The organism is Paenibacillus sp. J23TS9 (assembly GCF_018403225.1).
Classification (GTDB): Bacteria; Bacillota; Bacilli; order Paenibacillales; family Paenibacillaceae; genus Paenibacillus_AQ.
Genome location: NZ_BOSG01000001.1, coordinates 2,840,722 through 2,858,583, shown reverse-complemented (window position 1 = coordinate 2,858,583; position 17,862 = coordinate 2,840,722). Strand labels below are relative to the sequence as shown.

The 17,862-nt window shown below is 46.7% G+C and carries 15 protein-coding genes and 1 pseudogene; all 16 read left to right on the top strand.

The window, feature by feature from the left end; genetic code table 11:
• The first annotated feature begins 126 nt into the window (after nt 1–126).
• The 16 genes and pseudogenes from uxaC to KJS65_RS13320 all read left to right on the top strand — a co-directional run bounded on the left by uxaC (nt 127) and on the right by KJS65_RS13320 (nt 17,835).
• A complete protein-coding gene (uxaC, locus tag KJS65_RS13400; protein ID WP_213650237.1) occupies nt 127–1,530 on the top strand; it encodes a glucuronate isomerase in 1,404 nt (467 codons plus the stop codon).
• Between the two features lie 64 nt (nt 1,531–1,594).
• On the top strand, nt 1,595–2,863 hold the full coding sequence (locus tag KJS65_RS13395; protein WP_213650236.1) for a nickel pincer cofactor-dependent isomerase, group 22: 1,269 nt from the start codon (nt 1,595–1,597) through the stop codon (nt 2,861–2,863).
• A 19-nt stretch (nt 2,864–2,882) separates the two neighbouring features.
• Nucleotides 2,883–3,653 (top strand): SDR family oxidoreductase, encoded by a 771-nt coding sequence (locus tag KJS65_RS13390; protein ID WP_213650235.1) that lies wholly within the window; start codon nt 2,883–2,885, stop codon nt 3,651–3,653.
• Nucleotides 3,654–3,702: 49 nt separating this feature from the next.
• Nucleotides 3,703–4,506 carry an ATP-dependent sacrificial sulfur transferase LarE gene (larE, locus tag KJS65_RS13385; RefSeq protein WP_213650234.1) on the top strand — a complete coding sequence of 268 codons (804 nt, stop codon included), beginning with the start codon at nt 3,703–3,705 and terminating at the stop codon, nt 4,504–4,506.
• 93 nt (nt 4,507–4,599) lie between these two features.
• Nucleotides 4,600–6,072, top strand: coding sequence for a gluconokinase (locus tag KJS65_RS13380; RefSeq protein ID WP_213650233.1), 1,473 nt, complete (start codon nt 4,600–4,602; stop codon nt 6,070–6,072).
• Between the two features lie 30 nt (nt 6,073–6,102).
• Nucleotides 6,103–6,876 (top strand): nickel pincer cofactor biosynthesis protein LarB, encoded by a 774-nt coding sequence (gene larB, locus KJS65_RS13375; RefSeq protein WP_213650232.1) that lies wholly within the window; start codon nt 6,103–6,105, stop codon nt 6,874–6,876.
• A 25-nt stretch (nt 6,877–6,901) separates the two neighbouring features.
• A pseudogene (larC, locus tag KJS65_RS29845) lies at nt 6,902–8,317 on the top strand (nickel pincer cofactor biosynthesis protein LarC).
• A 344-nt stretch (nt 8,318–8,661) separates the two neighbouring features.
• Nucleotides 8,662–9,222, top strand: a complete 561-nt coding sequence (locus KJS65_RS13360) for an ECF-type riboflavin transporter substrate-binding protein (RefSeq protein ID WP_244864514.1) — start codon at nt 8,662–8,664, stop codon at nt 9,220–9,222.
• 38 nt (nt 9,223–9,260) lie between these two features.
• On the top strand, nt 9,261–10,967 hold the full coding sequence (locus KJS65_RS13355; RefSeq protein WP_213650228.1) for an ABC transporter ATP-binding protein: 1,707 nt from the start codon (nt 9,261–9,263) through the stop codon (nt 10,965–10,967).
• Nucleotides 10,960–11,790: an energy-coupling factor transporter transmembrane component T family protein gene (locus tag KJS65_RS13350; protein ID WP_213650227.1), complete on the top strand. Its 831-nt coding sequence runs from the start codon at nt 10,960–10,962 to the stop codon at nt 11,788–11,790. The genes KJS65_RS13355 and KJS65_RS13350 overlap by 8 nt, the downstream gene beginning before the upstream one ends.
• A gap of 158 nt (nt 11,791–11,948) precedes the next feature.
• The gene (locus KJS65_RS13345) at nt 11,949–12,917 is read left to right on the top strand and encodes a quinone oxidoreductase family protein (protein ID WP_213650226.1); all 969 of its coding nucleotides are present in this window, start codon (nt 11,949–11,951) and stop codon (nt 12,915–12,917) included.
• 98 nt (nt 12,918–13,015) lie between these two features.
• Nucleotides 13,016–13,705 carry a response regulator transcription factor gene (locus KJS65_RS13340; protein WP_213650225.1) on the top strand — a complete coding sequence of 230 codons (690 nt, stop codon included), beginning with the start codon at nt 13,016–13,018 and terminating at the stop codon, nt 13,703–13,705.
• Nucleotides 13,698–14,810, top strand: a complete 1,113-nt coding sequence (locus KJS65_RS13335; protein ID WP_213650224.1) for a sensor histidine kinase — start codon at nt 13,698–13,700, stop codon at nt 14,808–14,810. Before KJS65_RS13340 ends, KJS65_RS13335 begins: the two co-directional genes overlap by 8 nt.
• Before the next feature lie 96 nt (nt 14,811–14,906).
• Nucleotides 14,907–15,698, top strand: a complete 792-nt coding sequence (locus KJS65_RS13330) for a COG4705 family protein (RefSeq protein ID WP_213650223.1) — start codon at nt 14,907–14,909, stop codon at nt 15,696–15,698.
• Between the two features lie 40 nt (nt 15,699–15,738).
• A complete protein-coding gene (locus tag KJS65_RS13325) occupies nt 15,739–16,497 on the top strand; it encodes a TrmB family transcriptional regulator (protein ID WP_213650222.1) in 759 nt (252 codons plus the stop codon).
• A 156-nt stretch (nt 16,498–16,653) separates the two neighbouring features.
• A complete protein-coding gene (locus KJS65_RS13320) occupies nt 16,654–17,835 on the top strand; it encodes an MFS transporter (RefSeq protein ID WP_213650221.1) in 1,182 nt (393 codons plus the stop codon).
• The last annotated feature ends 27 nt before the right edge of the window (nt 17,836–17,862 follow it).

The following is a 17,862-nucleotide window of genomic DNA, read 5'->3' as shown; positions in this document are numbered from 1 at the left end:
ACGATCGTTAATTGACAAAATATAATGAAATTGATAAGTTACTCTTGTGTTAGTTAGTTCATTAAACAAATTAAATATACGTAACAATTTACAGAGAGTCAACATTCATTTAGGAGGAGATACCGAATGAAAAAATTTATGGATAACCACTTTCTATTGAATACCGATACGGCGATCAGATTATATGAGGATACGGCAAAAGACTTACCGATTTTCGATTTTCATTGTCACCTGGACCCCAAAGAGGTATGGGAGAACAAGCCTTACAAAAATATTACCCAGTTATGGCTCGGCGGAGACCATTATAAATGGCGCACGATGCGGATGCATGGAATCGGCGAGAGATTCATTACGGGAGATGCCGAGGACTGGGAGAAATTCATGGCTTGGGCTGAAACGGTACCTTATTTAATTGGTAATCCTCTGTATCACTGGACTCATCTGGAACTTAAAAATGTATTCGGCATTGAAAAAATACTCAGTCCGGCCACAGCACGTGAAATCTGGGATGAATGTAACGAAAAATTACAAAAGCCTGAGTTCCTGCCACGCGCCTTAATTGAAAGATCTAATGTCCAGTTTATCGGCACAACCGATGACCCCTTGTCCACACTGGAATATCATCAGCTGCTAAACCGGGATAATTCCTTCAAGTCAATCATTGCGCCTACGTTTCGTCCGGATGGAGCCCTTTTCATTGAGCGTCCTGCCTTTGTAAGCTGGATTGAAAAGCTGGAAGTGGTATCGGGCCAGAAAATAAATTCGTTCGACGTCTTTTTAAGCGCATTGAGCAGCAGAGTAGACTTCTTTCATGAAAATGGCGGTCGTGCATCTGATCATGATATTCCGAATATGGAGGAAATTGAATCAACAAAAGAAGAAATATCCGGAATTTTTAGCAAAAGACTTCAGGATGAACAGCTTTCAGGCGCTGACATTGCTGCCTACCGCTCGTATTTACTCAAAGAGCTGGGAAAGATGTACGCCGGGAAACAGTGGGTCATGCAGCTGCATATGGGCGCGCTTCGCAATAACAATACCCAGATGAAAAACCTTATAGGTACGGATACTGGTTTTGATTCCGTCGGCGAAACGAATTTAGCGGCAGGATTATCTCGCTTTCTTGACGCTTTAAATCAAGAAGACACACTGCCAAGGACTGTATTGTTTAATCTCAATCCCAAGGATAACGCCGTTCTTGCCGGTATGATGGGGAATTTCTATGAGGAAGATGTGCCGGGCAAGATCCAATTCGGTTCCGGATGGTGGTTTAACGATCATATTGACGGAATGGAGAAACAAATGCGGGATTTGGCGAATGTCGGTCTTCTAAGCCACTTTATAGGAATGCTGACTGACTCTCGGAGCTTTCTCTCCTATGCCCGTCACGAATACTTCCGCCGTATTTTATGCAATATTTTAGGCGATTGGGTGGAAAATGGACTCATTACGAATGATATGAAGTTTCTCGAGCAAATGGTTAAAAATATTGGCTACTATAATGCCGAAAAATTTTTCTTGCATAGATAATTCTTAAATAGGAGCAGTTCATTCATTTGTAATCAGCAAAATACGAAAAGGAGTGAATGAAAGTATGGGAATTCTTCAGGAACTGTTAAAGGATATTCCGATCCCGAAGATGGCCAAAGTGAAAGTGAATTTCGAAAATAACATGATCGATGACCTTGGCAGTGAACTTGGGGCTAAGCTGCAGCAGGCGCATATTCAAGAAACGATCAAGCCTGGCATGAAAGTTGCCATCGCGGTCGGCAGCAGAGGGCTTGATCGCATCGTGGAATTAACGGCAGTAACCGTAAAGGCACTGAAGGATGCCGGAGCGGAGCCCTTCATTGTCCCGAGCATGGGCAGCCATGGAGGCGCAACAGCAGAAGGGCAGCGTGAAGTGCTTGCACATCTTGGCATCACCGAGGCAAGCGCCGGCTGCGAGATTCGTTCTTCCATGGAAGTCGTTCAGCTGGGAGAATTGCCTAACGGACTTCCCGTCTATTTGGACAAATACGCCGCAGCGGCAGACGGCATTGTCGTCATTAATCGCGTGAAGCCGCATACGGCTTTTAGAGGGCCTGTTGAAAGCGGCATCATGAAGATGATCAGCATCGGCCTGGGCAAGCAAAGAGGGGCGGAGGCCTGTCATCAGCTGGGGTTTAAATATATGGCGGAAAATGTTCCGGCCATGGCCAGGATGATCATGGATCAGAAGCCTGTGCTGTTTGGCGTCGCTACTGTGGAGAATGCTTTTGACAAAGTAGCTGTCGTTGAAGTGCTTACACCTGAAGAGATTATCGAAAAAGAACCGGACCTGCAGATGAAAGCCAAAGAGCTGCTGCCTAAGCTGTTTTTTGATCAGCTCGAGGTGCTTGTCATTGATGAAATCGGCAAAAACATCAGCGGCGACGGCATGGATCCCAACATCACGGGGCGTTATCCAACACCGTACGCGCACGGTGGGCCGGATGTAAATAAAATGGTGGTCCTGGACTTGACTCCCCAAACCGAAGGAAATGCCAACGGCGTGGGAACGGCGGATTTTACGACGCAGCGGCTGGTGGATAAGATGGACCTGGAAGTCACGTATGCCAATGGTTTGACATCGACTGTCGTCGCGCCGACCAAGATCGCAACAACGCTGCCAAATGACCGCGAAGCGATTCAAGCCGCCATTAAAACAAGCAATGTTCTGGATTTTAACCAGGCCAAAATGGTACGCATCAAAAACACGTTGGTACTAAGTGAAATTGAAGTTTCGGAGGCATTGTTCGAATACGTGAAGCAGCATCCGCAGATGGAGCTGTGTTCCGAACCGTATGATTTTTCCTTTAATGAACATGGGAATTTAACATAAACCAAGGGAGAGCTGATACATGACGAATTTATTTGATTTGACGGGGAAAACAGCGGTAGCTATTGGAGGAAACAGCGTGCTGGGTTCCTCTATCGCAGCCGGCTTCGCTGAGCAGGGGGCAAGAGTAGCGATTGTGGGCCGCAATCTCGACAAGGCACAGGATGTTGTAAACAGCATTCAAAGCAAAGGCGGAGAGGCGAAAGCCTTTCAGGCAGATGTGAGTTCGCGGGATTCGCTCATCCAGGTGGCTTCGGAAATTGAGGAATGGTCCGGTGGCTGGGATATTCTCTTAAATGCTCCCGGCAAAAACAGTTCCACGCCATTCTTCGACCTGGGTATGGAAGAGTGGGATGACATTATGGATGTGAACTTAAAAGGCATTGTGATAACCTGCCAAATTTTTTCCAAGCGCATGATTGAACAAAAACGAAACGGAAGCATCATCAATATTTCTTCTGTTTCTTCTACGACACCATTATCCAAGGTCTTTACCTATTCCGTTTCCAAAGCAGGGCTCAACAGTGTAACCCAGTTTTTAGCCCGGGAATTCGCGCCTGCAGGAATTCGTGTTAATGCCATTATCCCCGGGTTCTTCCCGGCTGAACAAAATCAAAAAATACTAAGTCCGGACCGCATTGAATCAATCATGAAGCATACCCCGATGAACCGGTTTGGTACACCCGAAGAGCTGAAGGGAGCCGCTATTTTGCTGGCTTCGGAAAAAGCCTCCAGCTTTATCACAGGTACATTGCTTCGGGTTGACGGCGGATTTGGAAGTATGACGATCTAAGAATGCTACGCAGATTAGCAAATGAACGTATTATGAGGGGGAAAAGACAATGCAGACCGAAAAATATGAAAAATTACAGTCGATCCTTCGAGACATGAACTCTGTCGTTGTGGCATTCTCAGGAGGGGTAGATAGTACATTTTTATTAAAAGCTGCAGTGGACACATTAGGGGCTGACCATGTGCTTGCGGTAACGGCCGATTCGGAAACCTATCCCTCAACAGAGCTTGAAGAAGCCATCGAGCTGGCTGAATTAATTGGTGCAAAACATCAGGTCATTGAAACTTCTGAGCTCGCAATCCCAGGCTATGCGGAAAACACCAAAAATCGATGCTATTTCTGTAAAAGCAGCTTGTTTGACCATTTGGTGCCTGTATTAAACGAAAAAGCTTTCGAAAATATTGTATACGGTGTCATAGCTGATGATATGAATGAATTCCGCCCGGGAATGCAGGCAGCAAAGGAGCGGGGCATACGCGGACCTCTTTTGGAAGCCGGTTTATATAAAGAGGAGATCAGGGAGCTGTCAAAAGAATTTGGACTGCCTACATGGGAAAAGCCATCCTTTGCTTGTCTGTCCTCAAGAATTGCTTATGGTGATTTTATCACCAAAGAAAAGCTGAACAAGGTGGAAAAAGCGGAAGCCTATTTAAAATCCCTTCATATCCGCCAAGTCCGGGTTCGTACACATCAGGAAACGGCAAGAATCGAAGTGGAGCCGAAGGATATGAACATCATTTTGGAGAATCATGAATTGATCGTAAGCAAGCTTCAGGACTATGGATATAAATACGTGACCCTTGATTTACTTGGATATCAAAGCGGCAGCATGAATAAAGTTCTTTCTATATAATTATAATTTTTCACGGATAAGTGTTTAACAAGCGCAAGACCAAATCTTTCATATGATTTATTACTTATGGCTAAATGTAAAGGAAGATGAAGCATGTCAAGAGAGCTTGTCATTGGACTGGACATCGGAACGACAAGCGTGAAAGCTTGTGTGTTTAACATTCATGGGAATTTAATCGCGGAAGCCGAGGAAATGAACTCTTTTCATTATCCGCAGCAAGGATGGGTCGAGCAGGATCCGGCTGCCATAGAGAGATCCGCTGTGCTGGCGATCAGGGAAGCGGTCCGAAAAGCGGGAATTGTCAAAAACGAGCTGATCTCACTCGGTTTTTCTGCTGCCATGCATTCACTTGCGATTGTGGATGAGCAAGGCAAACCGTTATCTCCTGCGTTGATATGGGCCGACGGAAGAAGCTCCGATCAGGCGGATCGGGTTAGCGAAAGCAAGGGAAGAGAAATTTATGCAAGAACTGGAACACCCATTCACCCGATGACTCCATTTTTGAAAATATTATGGATGAAAGAAACCCGTTATGCACCCTACCTGCATGCCGCATACTTGATGTCGATTAAGGAGTATTTAATATATTGCTGGTTCGGGGAGAGAATGATTGATTATTCGATGGCATCTGCAACCGGATTATTTAACCCAACAACGCTGAGCTGGGATGAGGAATTGCTGCAAATGACGGGTATCTCCGAGGATCAGCTGTCAACCATTGTTCCTCCGACAACGATACTCCGTGGAATCAAAAAGGATATTGCGGAACAAATGGGACTCCAAGAAGACATTCCTTTTGCGATCGGTGCTGCAGACGGACAGCTGGCCAATTTGGGAATTGGTGCGATACTCCCTGGTGAAGTTGCAGTTTCCGTGGGTACGAGCGGGGCGATCCGGCAATTAACAAGCCATATTCAGGTGAGTGAAAATCAAGAAACATTCTGCTACTCTTTCACCAAGGACACAGCCATTATCGGAGGGCCGACGAATAACGGCGGCATCGCCCTGCAATGGTTGAAGGATTTATTGAATGATCAAGGGAGTTTTGAACAATTTCTGAAGGCGGCTGGACATGTTGAACCGGGCTCTGAAGGTCTTCTTTTTCTTCCTTATATAAATGGTGAGCGAGCCCCTATCTGGAATCAACGAGCCAAGGGGAATTTTTATGGTATTGCGGTGACACATCAAAAAGAGCATTTCATCCGTGCCGTGCTGGAGGGCATCACTTTTAATCTCTATCAAATCGGTAAAGCTTTGGAAAAAATAGCGGGGGAACCCAAGAAAATATATGTGAATGGCGGCCTGTCCAGATCTTCGGAATGGCTGCAAATGATGGCGGATGTATTTGAAGCAGAGATTTATATTTCAGAGAACCATCATAGCGCCGCATGGGGTGCGGCATGGACGGCTTTGGTGGCCACGGGGAGAGTAGATTCCTTCGAAGAAATTAAACGGAATATCCCCATGGGAACACCCGTCATTCCAAATCCGGAAAACAGCAAACGATATAAACGGATCTATGACAGCTATGAAAAACTGGTTAAAAAAATCGTTGAATTATTTTAATTCCAGTTTGAAATTGAGGGGTTGAAATGAATGCTTGATGAAATTTTGGAGCAGGTTCAAAAAGGGACTCTGAGTGTTGCGGAAGCAAAGATGAAATTAGCTACTTTTGAAGACTTGGGTTTTGCAAAAGTGGATCATCACCGAAAAAAAAGGCAGGGATTTCCCGAGATCGTGTATGGAGAAGGCAAAACAGCCGGGCAAATCATTTCTATAGCGCAAGCTTTGCAAGCGAAGCGCAACAGCGTTCTGGTTACGAGAATTTCAAGGGACAAGGCTGAGATCGTCCAAAATTCTTGTCCGGATTTTAGCTATGACGAGACAGCACAGATTTTATTTTGGAAAGAGGAGACAGGCAGCGAAGAGAATTTCAAGGGGTATATCGCTGTCATTGCCGCAGGGACCTCTGATCTTAGAGTAGCGGAGGAAGCAGCGGTCACCGCAGAAGTGTTAGGGAGCAGGGTACACCGAATCTATGATGTGGGCGTTGCTGGGATTCATCGACTGTTAAGCCATGCGGAAGAGATACAGAATGCAACGGTCTCTGTTGTGGTTGCCGGAATGGAAGGAGCTCTGCCAAGCGTCGTTGGCGGACTGGTCTCCCATCCTGTGATCGCTGTCCCGACAAGCATCGGATATGGGGCAAGCTTTCATGGCCTTTCGGCCTTATTGACGATGTTAAATTCATGCGCATCAGGCATCAGTGTTGTCAATATTGATAACGGATTCGGCGGAGGGTATAACGCTGCCCTGATTCACCGGCTTGTACAAAAGGGGGAGAAAAGAATTGAAGACACTTTATCTTGACTGCTTTTCCGGTATCAGCGGGGATATGTTTATCGGTGCTCTTATAGATGCAGGTGCTGATCCCGACAAGTTAAAGGAGGAACTGAAAAAGCTTCATATTGAGGAAGAGTATGATTTGAAGTGGGGGAATGTCAATAAGAACGGAATCACTGCAACCAAATTCGACGTGCTGTTAAAAGTTGAAGATTCCCGCACGCATGAACATCACCCTGAACATAGCCATAGTCACGATCATAGTCATAAACACGACCATGATCACAGCCATGAGCACGATCATGATCACGGTCACAGCCACGGTCATAGTCATGATCATGAGCATAGCCACAGTCACGAGCATGTGTCTCATACGCATGAGCATAGTTATAGCCATGGTGGGCACACGCATCATCATGATCACGATCATCGATCTTATAAAGATATCGTTCATATGATTGAGGGAGCTGGATTTGAGGACCCGGTAAAAGATATTGCGCTTAAGATTTTCAAGAAAATCGGAGAAGCGGAAGGGCGGATTCATGGCGTTCCTTTAGAGAAAGTACATTTTCATGAGGTGGGCGCAGTAGATTCGATTATTGACATTGTGGGTGCCGCCATCCTGATTCATCAAATGGACATCGCTGTAATCAAGTCATCGCCCGTACCGGTGGGAAAAGGAAAAATACGTATTGATCATGGCATTTATCCGGTTCCTGCACCTGCCACACTTGAGATATTAAAAGGAACGCCTCTTGAACAATCGGATGTCAGAGCGGAACTGACGACTCCAACAGGAGCAGCGATTGTCTCCGTGCTAGCGGAAGAGTTCGGGCCGATTCCTTCTATTAAAGTTGAGTCCATTGGATATGGGGCCGGAACCAAAACCTTTCCGGATCATCCGAATGTGCTGCGGGTCATTATTGGTGAATAGCCTGTGCATAATGAAGTTACATTAGAATAACAAAATTCCCTTCATAGGAGAGGAGCATGCATCATGGATTCCCGTTTTCCTCCGAATCATGAACATCTGGATCATGACATGGTGAAAATGGAAGTGAATTTTGATGATATTCCCGGAGAATGGCTCGGACACGTCATGGACCTGCTTTTGGAAAGCGGAGCAAACGATGTATATTATACTCCCATTTATATGAAAAAAAACAGACCGGGAACGATGCTGCAATTGCTTTGTTCCCAAGAAAATGTAGACCGGATGAAAGCGATTGTTTTCAGGGAGACCACAACCTTGGGCATACGGTATTATCCTCTGACTGTACATCGGCTGGAGAGAATCTTTGAACAGGTACCGACGGAATGGGGACCGGTAACCGTGAAAAAGGGAATATACGGCGGGAAAGCCGTTCAATGGGCTCCGGAGTTTGAGGACTGCAAGCGTATCGCCCTGCAGCATGATATCCCCTTGAAAAAGGTCTATGAGCAGGTGTGGAAATCAGCAGGAGAGTAACCCACTGTATAAGATTGCAGCTAGATAAGTTAGGAGGAGTAAGGAGTGGCCGTGAGTTTTATTACGTAAAAAACAGAGACTGCGTCTTGGGCGGCCTTGATGATGAAAAAGCAAACAATCACCAAAATACCTAATTTCCGATAAAGGAAATGGGTATTTTTGTTTCTAATAGGCCATTTTCGCGTCAGTCCGCACTTTGTTGAAGAAACTCTTTTGTCCATTTTCCAAAAAAAGTTTTGCCTTCATGCTCTAGTGCACTTATATTTATAGTACCATTAATGTTTAATGTTCGTATTTGGACATTGAAGTTATTGAATATCACGTTTGAGAAAGGTGACTCTGCTTTGAAAAAATCCATTTTTCAGTTAAACACAAGAACTGTGGTGACCATAGGCATCGGTGCGGCCCTGTATGGAGCCACCAGCTTTATTGGAATTCCTGTGGGACCCGATACCTCGCTGCGTCCGGCGATTGCTCTGCTGGCGATTTTTGGCGCCCTGTTCGGCCCGGTTGTCGGGTTTATTGCCGGGTTGATCGGCCACGTGCTCAATGATCTGTTGACCAGCGGCACGGTATGGTGGGGTTGGGCCCTCGGCTCAGGCATTACCGCCGCATTTATGGGACTTATCTATTTGTCCAAAGGATTTGACCCGCAGAATGGTATTTATAAAGGGAAGCATATCGGTTTGTTCGTTATTTACGGCATTGTCGGCATCATTTTATCGCTGCTGTTCTCCGGATGGTTTGATATTGCCTTCATGGGAGAGCCGTCTGACAAATTGGTTGTACAGGTAACTGCAGCTTCGATTTCGAATATGATCGTGTTTCTGGTGCTTGGCGTTCCGGCCGTGATCGGCTTCGCGAAGAGAAACGCCAAAGTCAGCAATTTGAGCGTCAACGAGTAAGTGTGGAGAGCACTGAATGGATAGGAGTTTTAAACGTTATGCAGCCAATCATCTCGTTTCAACATTATGGATTTAAATATAAAAATCAGTCAGAGCCTACGCTAAAAGAGATTACGCTGGATATTTATCCGGGGGAGAAGATCTGGATTGCAGGACCCAGCGGATCTGGCAAATCGACATTGGCCCATTGTATCAATGGGCTTATTCCTTTTACATACGGGGGAGAAGCCACAGGCAGCTTAAAGATTGCCGGTCAAAACCCTTCGGACTTAAGCATTTTTGAATTGAGCCGCACGGTTGGGACGATCCTGCAGGATCAGGATTCCCAGTTCGTGGGGCTTACGGTTGCCGAGGATACAGCCTTTGTCTTGGAAAACAAAATGATGCCGCGCCAGCAGATGAAGCAGAAGGTAGCGGCCTCACTGAATATGGTCGACATGCTCGAATATATCGAGCATAGCCCGTATGAACTGTCGGGAGGGCAAAAGCAACATGTCTCCTTGGCGGGTGTTCTATCCACCGATGCAGATGTGCTTCTATTCGATGAGCCTCTGGCGAATCTTGATCCGGCCAGCGGGCGTAAGGCTATGCAGCTCATCGACGATATTCACCGGGAGAGCGGCAAGACGATTATCATTATCGAGCACCGTGTCGAGGACGTGCTGCAGCAAGCGGTGGATCGTATCGTGCTGATGAATGAAGGACGGATTGCAGCCATGAGTACACCGGATGAAGTTTTATCATCCGGTATCCTCCGCAGCTACGGCCTCAGACCGCCGCTTTATGTAGAAGCCCTTGAACATGCAGGCATTCCGATTAGGGATGTAAAAGGACTGAGTTTTCCCCGGCCGCTGGATATTCCCGGATTGAAACCCAAGCTTGATACGTGGAGCGAACAAACGGGAGTCAAGCAGGAACGTGAGTATTCGCATGCATTACTGGAGGTCAGCGGGATTACGTTTGGTTATGATCCGAAGCATCTGGTCATTCAGGATGTTTCTCTGCAAATCGGAGCGGGTGAAATTGTTGCACTGCTTGGTAATAATGGAGCCGGCAAATCTACGCTGTCGCAGTTGATTACGGGTATTCTGAAGCCGCATTCCGGCAGGATGTTCTATGACGGACAGGATATCAGCACTTGGTCCATCCGCCGCCGGGGCGAAGCCATCGGGTATGTGATGCAGAATCCGAACCGGATGATTACGCAGCATATGATTGCGGAAGAGGTTGGACTAGGGCTGAAAGTCAGGGGTATACCCGCTGCAGAAATCAAGGAACGTGTTGAAAACGCGCTGAGGATTTGCGGGCTGTACCCGTTCCGCAATTGGCCGGTCTCCGCGCTCAGTTATGGGCAGAAGAAACGGCTCAGTATCGCCTCCATACTCGTATTGGAGCCGAAAATCATCATTCTGGATGAGCCAACCGCCGGACAAGATTATCATCATTATAAAGAATTTATGGATTTTATCGAATCCTTATCCAGCCGCGGCATGGGATTTCTCTTGATTACCCATGACATGTACCTGGCGCTCGAGTATGCTGCCCGGGCAATCGTTCTAAGCGGAGGCCGGGTGATTGCCGAGGATTCGGTTACGGCTGTTCTAAGCAGTCCGGAGATTACCGAAGCTGCCCACCTGAAGGAGACCTCGCTGTCCTTGTTTGCCAAAGCGAACGGGCTGGCATCCCCGGAGCGGTTCGTGCAGGCATTTATTAACGAAGAGAAAAAGGGGAAAGGCCATGAATAGAACGGGAAGCCTCTATGTGACGGGGAGCTCGCTGTTTCACCGGCTGGATGGAGCTGTCAAGCTGGTGTTGTTTATGGCCTGGACGGTCATGACTTACATGTTTTTGGATTTGCGTGTGTTTGTGCCGATGCTTATCGTTGGCATTACGCTGCTTGTTACTGCCGGTATTCCATTTAAGCGGATGGCCTTTTTGTTCTGGCTGATGATTATTTTTACTGTGCTGAACGGAATCTTCATCCTGCTTATTACACCGACGTTTGGAACCAGGCTCACCGGTACGAACACGCCCGTCATCCCGCTCGGTTATAATACGATCAATACGGAAACGTTGTTTTATGTTTTGACTTTGTCGGCGAAGTACTTGACGCTGCTGCCGATAACGATCCTGTGTATTTTCACCACGCAGCCCAGCGCTTTTGCCAGCAGTCTGAACCGGATCGGCATTCCATATAAAATCGCATATGCGGTCAGCATTGCACTGCGGTATATCCCGGATCTGACGGAAGAGTTCCGCAGCACCCTGAATTCGATGCAAGCACGCGGAATGGGGATATCCAAAGAGGATGGCAGCATTATGCAGCGTCTTCGCAATTTAGCGGCAGTCGTCGTTCCTGTTCTACAGTCAGCCCTTCACCGGATCGATTCCGTCACCAATGCGATGGAACTGCGCGGATTTGGCACGCAGAAGCGCCGTACCTGGTACAACGGCAAAGACATGGAACCCATGGACTGGATATTTGCTGTCCTCGGTGTCGTTTTGCTTGGGGGGGGCATCTGGTTGAAGGTCAAAGTGCTCAAGAATTTTTGGTATCCATTTTCATAAGATTTCAAACGATGTTATTAGAATACGAGAAGCCGGAGCAAACATACCTGGTTTCTCTTTTTTATGTTAGCTCGACTAAACCGGCCGTTCGTTTAAGAAGAAATGCTGGTATATGTTACAATAAGCGAGTCAGAATAGAAGAAAAAGGAGGTAAGCCCTTGAAAGCCTTGGTGTTTGATCAGTTCGGTGGACCGGAAGTGTTAGAATACAGGGATATCCCAGATCCGGAGATCTCTGCCGGGCATGTTATCGTCAAGATGAAGGCGATTGGTCTTAATTTTGCTGATATTTACCGTAGAAAAGGTAATTATCATTTAACAGGAATGCCTCCATATATTCTTGGCTATGAAGGTGCAGGTGTGATTGAGCAGGTGGGGCCGGGTGTCAGCGGCTTGCATATAGGCGACCGGGTTGCTTTTGCAGATGTTCCATTGGCAAATGCGGAGCGGGTGTCCGTTCCCGATGAGAAAATAATACCCCTACCTGATGATATATCGTTTGAACAGGCTTCTTCCTTGCTATTGCAGGGATTAACTGCACATTATCTTGCGAATGACAGTTACCGGGTGCAGGCTGGGGATGAGGTTCTTATACATGCTGTGGCAGGCGGGGTAGGCCAGCTGCTGACACAATTATGCAAAGCTAAAGGTGCCCGGGTGTTCGGATTGACCTCAACCGACGCTAAGAAAAAGGTGGCATTGGAAGCAGGTGCGGACGAAGTTATGCTGTATCAGGAAGCTTGGACAAAAGCAGTTCCAGCCTGGTCATCCGATGGAGATGGCGTTCGTGTTGCATATGATTCTGTCGGCTCAACGCTGATGGACAGCTTTGCGGTTGTCCGTACCAAAGGAGCGGTTGTATTCTACGGCATGTCAGGCGGTGACCCGCAGCCCGTTGATCCAAGAATGCTGATGGATACTTCCAAAACGCTAACGGGAGGGGATCTGTGGAATCATGTCACCACAAAGAGTGAACGAATCCATCGTGCTGAATCCCTGTTCTCTGAGGTGAGAAAAGGACGGCTGATATTGGGAGAGCCGGCTGTTTTCAGACTGCATGAAGGTGCAGAGGCGCACCGGTTTTTAGAAAGCCGCAAGAGTACGGGCAAGATTTTACTGATACCTTAAAAAATAAACAAGCTTCAACCAGTACAAAGGCGCCGCTTAACGGCGCTTTTTTGTCATTTACGGACATCTTATGTTAAGTTGGTAATGGAGGGGATGAAATGAATCGTATTACGATTTTAATCGCAGACGATGAACAAGAAATTGCGGGATTGATAGAATTACATTTGAAAAAAGAAGGTTATCACTGCATTACAGTACATAACGGGCAGGATGCCATCCAGGCTGTTCATACGCAGCCCATTGATCTGGCGATTTTGGATATTATGATGCCCAAATTTGATGGTTATGAAGTAACAAGACAGATCCGGGAACAATATTATATGCCGATCATATTTTTGAGCGCTAAAGCATCAGATTTAGATAAGATCGAGGGGCTGGTTCGCGGGGCGGATGACTACATGACCAAGCCGTTTAATCCAATGGAGCTGGTTGCCCGCGTGAACGCCCATCTACGGCGGATCATGCAGCTGACCCAATTGGCTCCGGCAAGCAAACCGGTTATTGAGGTAGGGGGATTGGTCATTTATCCCGAACAGCGGACTGTGGACCTGTATGGGGATACCATTGAACTCACACCTAAGGAATTTGATATTTTGTACCTGATGGCCAGACATCCCAAGAAAGTGTTCAGCGCTGAAAATATATTTGAGCAGGTATGGGGCGAGGACTACTTCGAAGGCGGAAATACAGTAATGGTGCATATCCGTACCTTACGGAAAAAGCTCGGCGAAGATAAGAACAAATTTATTAAAACGGTGTGGGGGGTAGGCTATACGCTCCATGGGTAAGATATTATTCAGCTTTCGGACACGTATGATTCTGCTGCTGATGGGCAGCATGCTGATATCCGGCAGTATCACCTTTGCGATCTATAAAATACTTCAGCATTACTACCGGTCAGAGGTTCGCTTCGAGAATCCGCTGACAAAAATACGGTATGTTATGAGAGACATTGGCGATGTAAATTCCTTTCTGATCATTTTTATCCCGCTGGCCATTTTGTTTTTTTTCTTGCTTACCAAGTCCTACGCTTCATATTTCAAAAAAATTTCCAAAGGGATTCACCAGCTGGCGGCGGGGGAGTTTACCCATGAGGTCCGGATTTCATCCAAGGATGAATTCGGAGCCATCGGAGCCGACATTAATCTGGCAATGAAAAAGCTCCAGGAAGCGGTAGAGAGAGGGGATTATGCGGAGAACAGCAAGGATCAGCTGGTTCTGAACCTGGCTCATGATCTTCGTACACCCCTGACCTCAGTCATCGGGTATCTGGATTTTATTCTGAAGGACAATGAAATGTCAGCGGAACAGGCCAGGCACTATACCACGATTGCTTATACCAAGTCGCAGCGTTTGCAAAAGCTGATCGATGAATTGTTTGAAATTGCCCGGATGAACTACGGCCGGTTGAATCTTGATAAAAAGCCGTTTGATCTCAGTGAGCTGCTGATGCAGTTAAATGAAGAGTTTTACCCTGTTTTCGAGAAAAATGATGTAACAGCGAAATTGTCTGTGGATCGGGAGTTGAACATTTGCGGGGATGGTGAGCTGCTGGCTCGCGTGTTCGAGAATCTCCTAACGAATGCGATTCGCTATGGAAGTGAAGGCGGGTTTATTGACATCCATGGTTTTGTAGATATGAAAGATGTAGTTGTACAGGTCATCAATTACGGAGCTTGTATTGACCCGAAGGATCTGCCGCATATTTTTGATATGTTATATACCGGCGATCAAGCCCGAACGCATCCATCGGGAAGCACAGGTATTGGCCTGTTTATCACCAAAAACATTGTGGAGCAGCATGAAGGGACGGTAACCGTTCAAAGCAGCCACATCCGGACGCTATTTGAAGTGAGATTGCCCTTGGATACGCAGACAGGTACGGATCAGTGAGTTCTGTCATTTCAGACTAACGTAAATTCTCATGGAGTTCTCATACAAAGCATGTATGGTTAGGAAAATGCTGAGATACATGAGGAGGATTAGCGAATGAATGATGTTAGTCTTAAAAAGGACAATCTGCTGCTGGGCAAGGTACCGCAAGTAACGATTTTTTTCTGGATTATTAAAATTATGGCTACCACGGTAGGGGAGACAGCTGCTGACTTTTTGAATTTCAATCTGAATTGGGGTTTATCAAGTACATCCCTATTAATGGCAGTACTGCTCTTGCTGGTGCTATTCTTCCAGATCAGGTGTGAAAAGTATATCCCGTCACTATATTGGCTGGCGGTTGTTCTGATCAGCGTGGTCGGCACATTGGTTACCGATAACCTGGTCGACAATCTGGGCATGGCGCTCTCAACAGCCACGATTATTTTCGCGATTGCTCTGTTAGCAACCTTTGCAGCTTGGTACGCAAGTGAAAAGACACTTTCCATTCACTCGATAAACACACGTAAACGTGAGCTTTTTTATTGGCTGACTATCCTGTTCACCTTTGCACTAGGTACTGCTGCCGGGGATCTCATGGCAGAGGGTTTGAACCTGGGTTACGCGTTATCGGCCATTATTTTTGCAGCTCTGATTGGAGCTGTTACCCTTGCCTTTTTCCGGTTTAAGCTAAATGGGGTATTTGCCTTTTGGTTTGGATATGTTCTGACCCGGCCTTTCGGAGCTTCCATTGGCGATTACTTATCCCAGCCTCAAGACGAAGGTGGACTGGGACTCGGAACTACTGTGACGAGTATGGCATTCCTTATGATCATTCTGTGTCTGGTCATCTACCTGACGAAGTCCCGGGTGGACGAGCTGAAGATTCCTCAGAACCCTGATTTATGATACATTAATAGTAAGTTCGATAGATCGGGGTTGGAAGACGTTGTTGCATAAATTCGGATTTTCCCAGTATGAAAGCAAAGTCTATGAAGCACTTGCTGCTACAATGCAGCCTATGGACGCCACGATGATTGTGAAGCATTCCGGCGTGCCAAAAGCGAAGATTTACGAAGTCATTTCCCGCATGGTAGAGAAAGGGATGGTGATGGAGTCGATTTCGGAAAAGAAAAAGCTGTATACGGCTTTGGCTCTGCCGCTGGTTATCGAAAAGCTGACTGCAGAGTTCCAGTCCGATATCAAGGAGCTGGAGCAGCAAAAGCTGCAGAAAGAGATTGTAGATGACCGGGTATGGAGCCTGAAAGCGGATACCTCCATTGATTCGCAGATCAAGCAGATGATGCTTGACGCCAATACCACGATCAGGTACTCGTCCTGGAAGGATGATTTTCACAAATATCTGCCCATTCTTGAGGAGAAGGAGCGGGAAGGGATTTCTGTAGAAGCGCTGGCAGTCGGAGAAATCCGGAGCGGATTGAATCATTTGGTAATCATGGAACCGAACGAGGAGCATGTTTCTCTGGAACGTTTCAGGCTGCTTATTGTTGATGATGCCGAGGTGATATTTGCCGGAGTGGAAAATAACGAATGGCAGGCCATTAAAACGAGATCGCAACCGTTTGTGCGAGTGTTTACGGATTATTTCTATCATGATGTGCTTCTCAGCAAAATTACAACCAAATATAACGATGTCTTAATGAAGGACAAGGAGATTATGGCGCAGCTCCTGCAGCTGCGGTATTAAAATTAGGGCTGTTTGCTTGGCGGATAGAGGGTACTCTGTCCGTTTTTTTGTGCCTGAAATTTCTGCTTGATGATGAGTTGTTTATAAGTTACTATTACGGTAGTAACCAAAAAGACACATGGATGACATCACAGAGAAGGGAGCACAACGAAGCATATGAATTTTAAAATTTACATTTTGGCGATTGCCTGTTTTGTGACAGGCATGGTAGAGCTGATTGTAGGCGGCATTCTCGATTTGATCTCAAGAGATCTTCATATTTCTTTAAGCACAGCGGGTCAGCTTATTACGCTGTATTCTATTATTTTCGCTCTGTCGGGTCCGCTGCTCCTTACGGCAACCGCCCGGATGGAACGGAAAAGACTGTACCAATATGCATTGCTAGTATTCATTATCGGTAATGTGCTATCTTCGTTAAGTCCTAATTTTATGATCATGGTCATTGCACGGATTTTGTCGGCTGCAAGCAGCGCGCTGATTACGGTCATGTCGATTACCATGGCTTCGCGAATGGCGGAAGAACAATATAAGGCCAGAGCGATCGGAGTGATCTTCATGGGCGTAAGCGGATCGCTCGTGCTCGGCGTTCCATTCGGAATGATGCTGGGGAATGCTTTCGGCTGGCGTGCTCCGTTTATCATGATTACGGCATTGTCGGTCCTTTCGTTAATCGCTATTCAGATTTTCATACCCAAGACACAGCCGGAGGCCGCGATTCCGCTTCGTCAGCAGCTGGCCTCTTTGAAAAACGGGAAAATCATATTTGGACAGCTTATTTCGGTTCTGATGCTCACGGGCCATTTAACGTTATATGCTTATTTGACACCTTTTCTGCAGGATACTTTGCATCTGGGAGCTTCGGCACTGAGCTTGTTTTATTTGATCTTCGGCATTGCTGCGGTCATGGGCGGCGGCCTTGGAGGCTGGGTTACAGATAAATTCGGAGCAGAGAAGAGCATTCTGGCAATCGTGAGTGTATTTGCCGTTGTCATGTTCCTCATGCCGCTGTCAACGGTTTCTGTTTATGTCTGCCTGATCGTTATGATCGTGTGGAGCGCTTTGAGCTGGTCCATCTCTCCGTCTTTGCAGAGCTATCTGATTAAATCGGCGCCGGAGTCGGCTAATATCCAGCAAAGCTTGAACAGTTCAGCATCGCATATCGGCATTGCGCTGGGTTCCGCGATCGGCGGTATTGTCATTGAAAACTCATCTGTTTATTACAACGGTTGGGTCGGAGTTATTTTCGTTGTGTTAGCGCTGGGGTCTGCACTGATGTCGATCAAATGGAAGGCACGCAGTAAAGCATCCAATGATGCGGCAGCTCATACTTTACAGTAAATGCGGGGAGGGATTGCTGTTACGAAA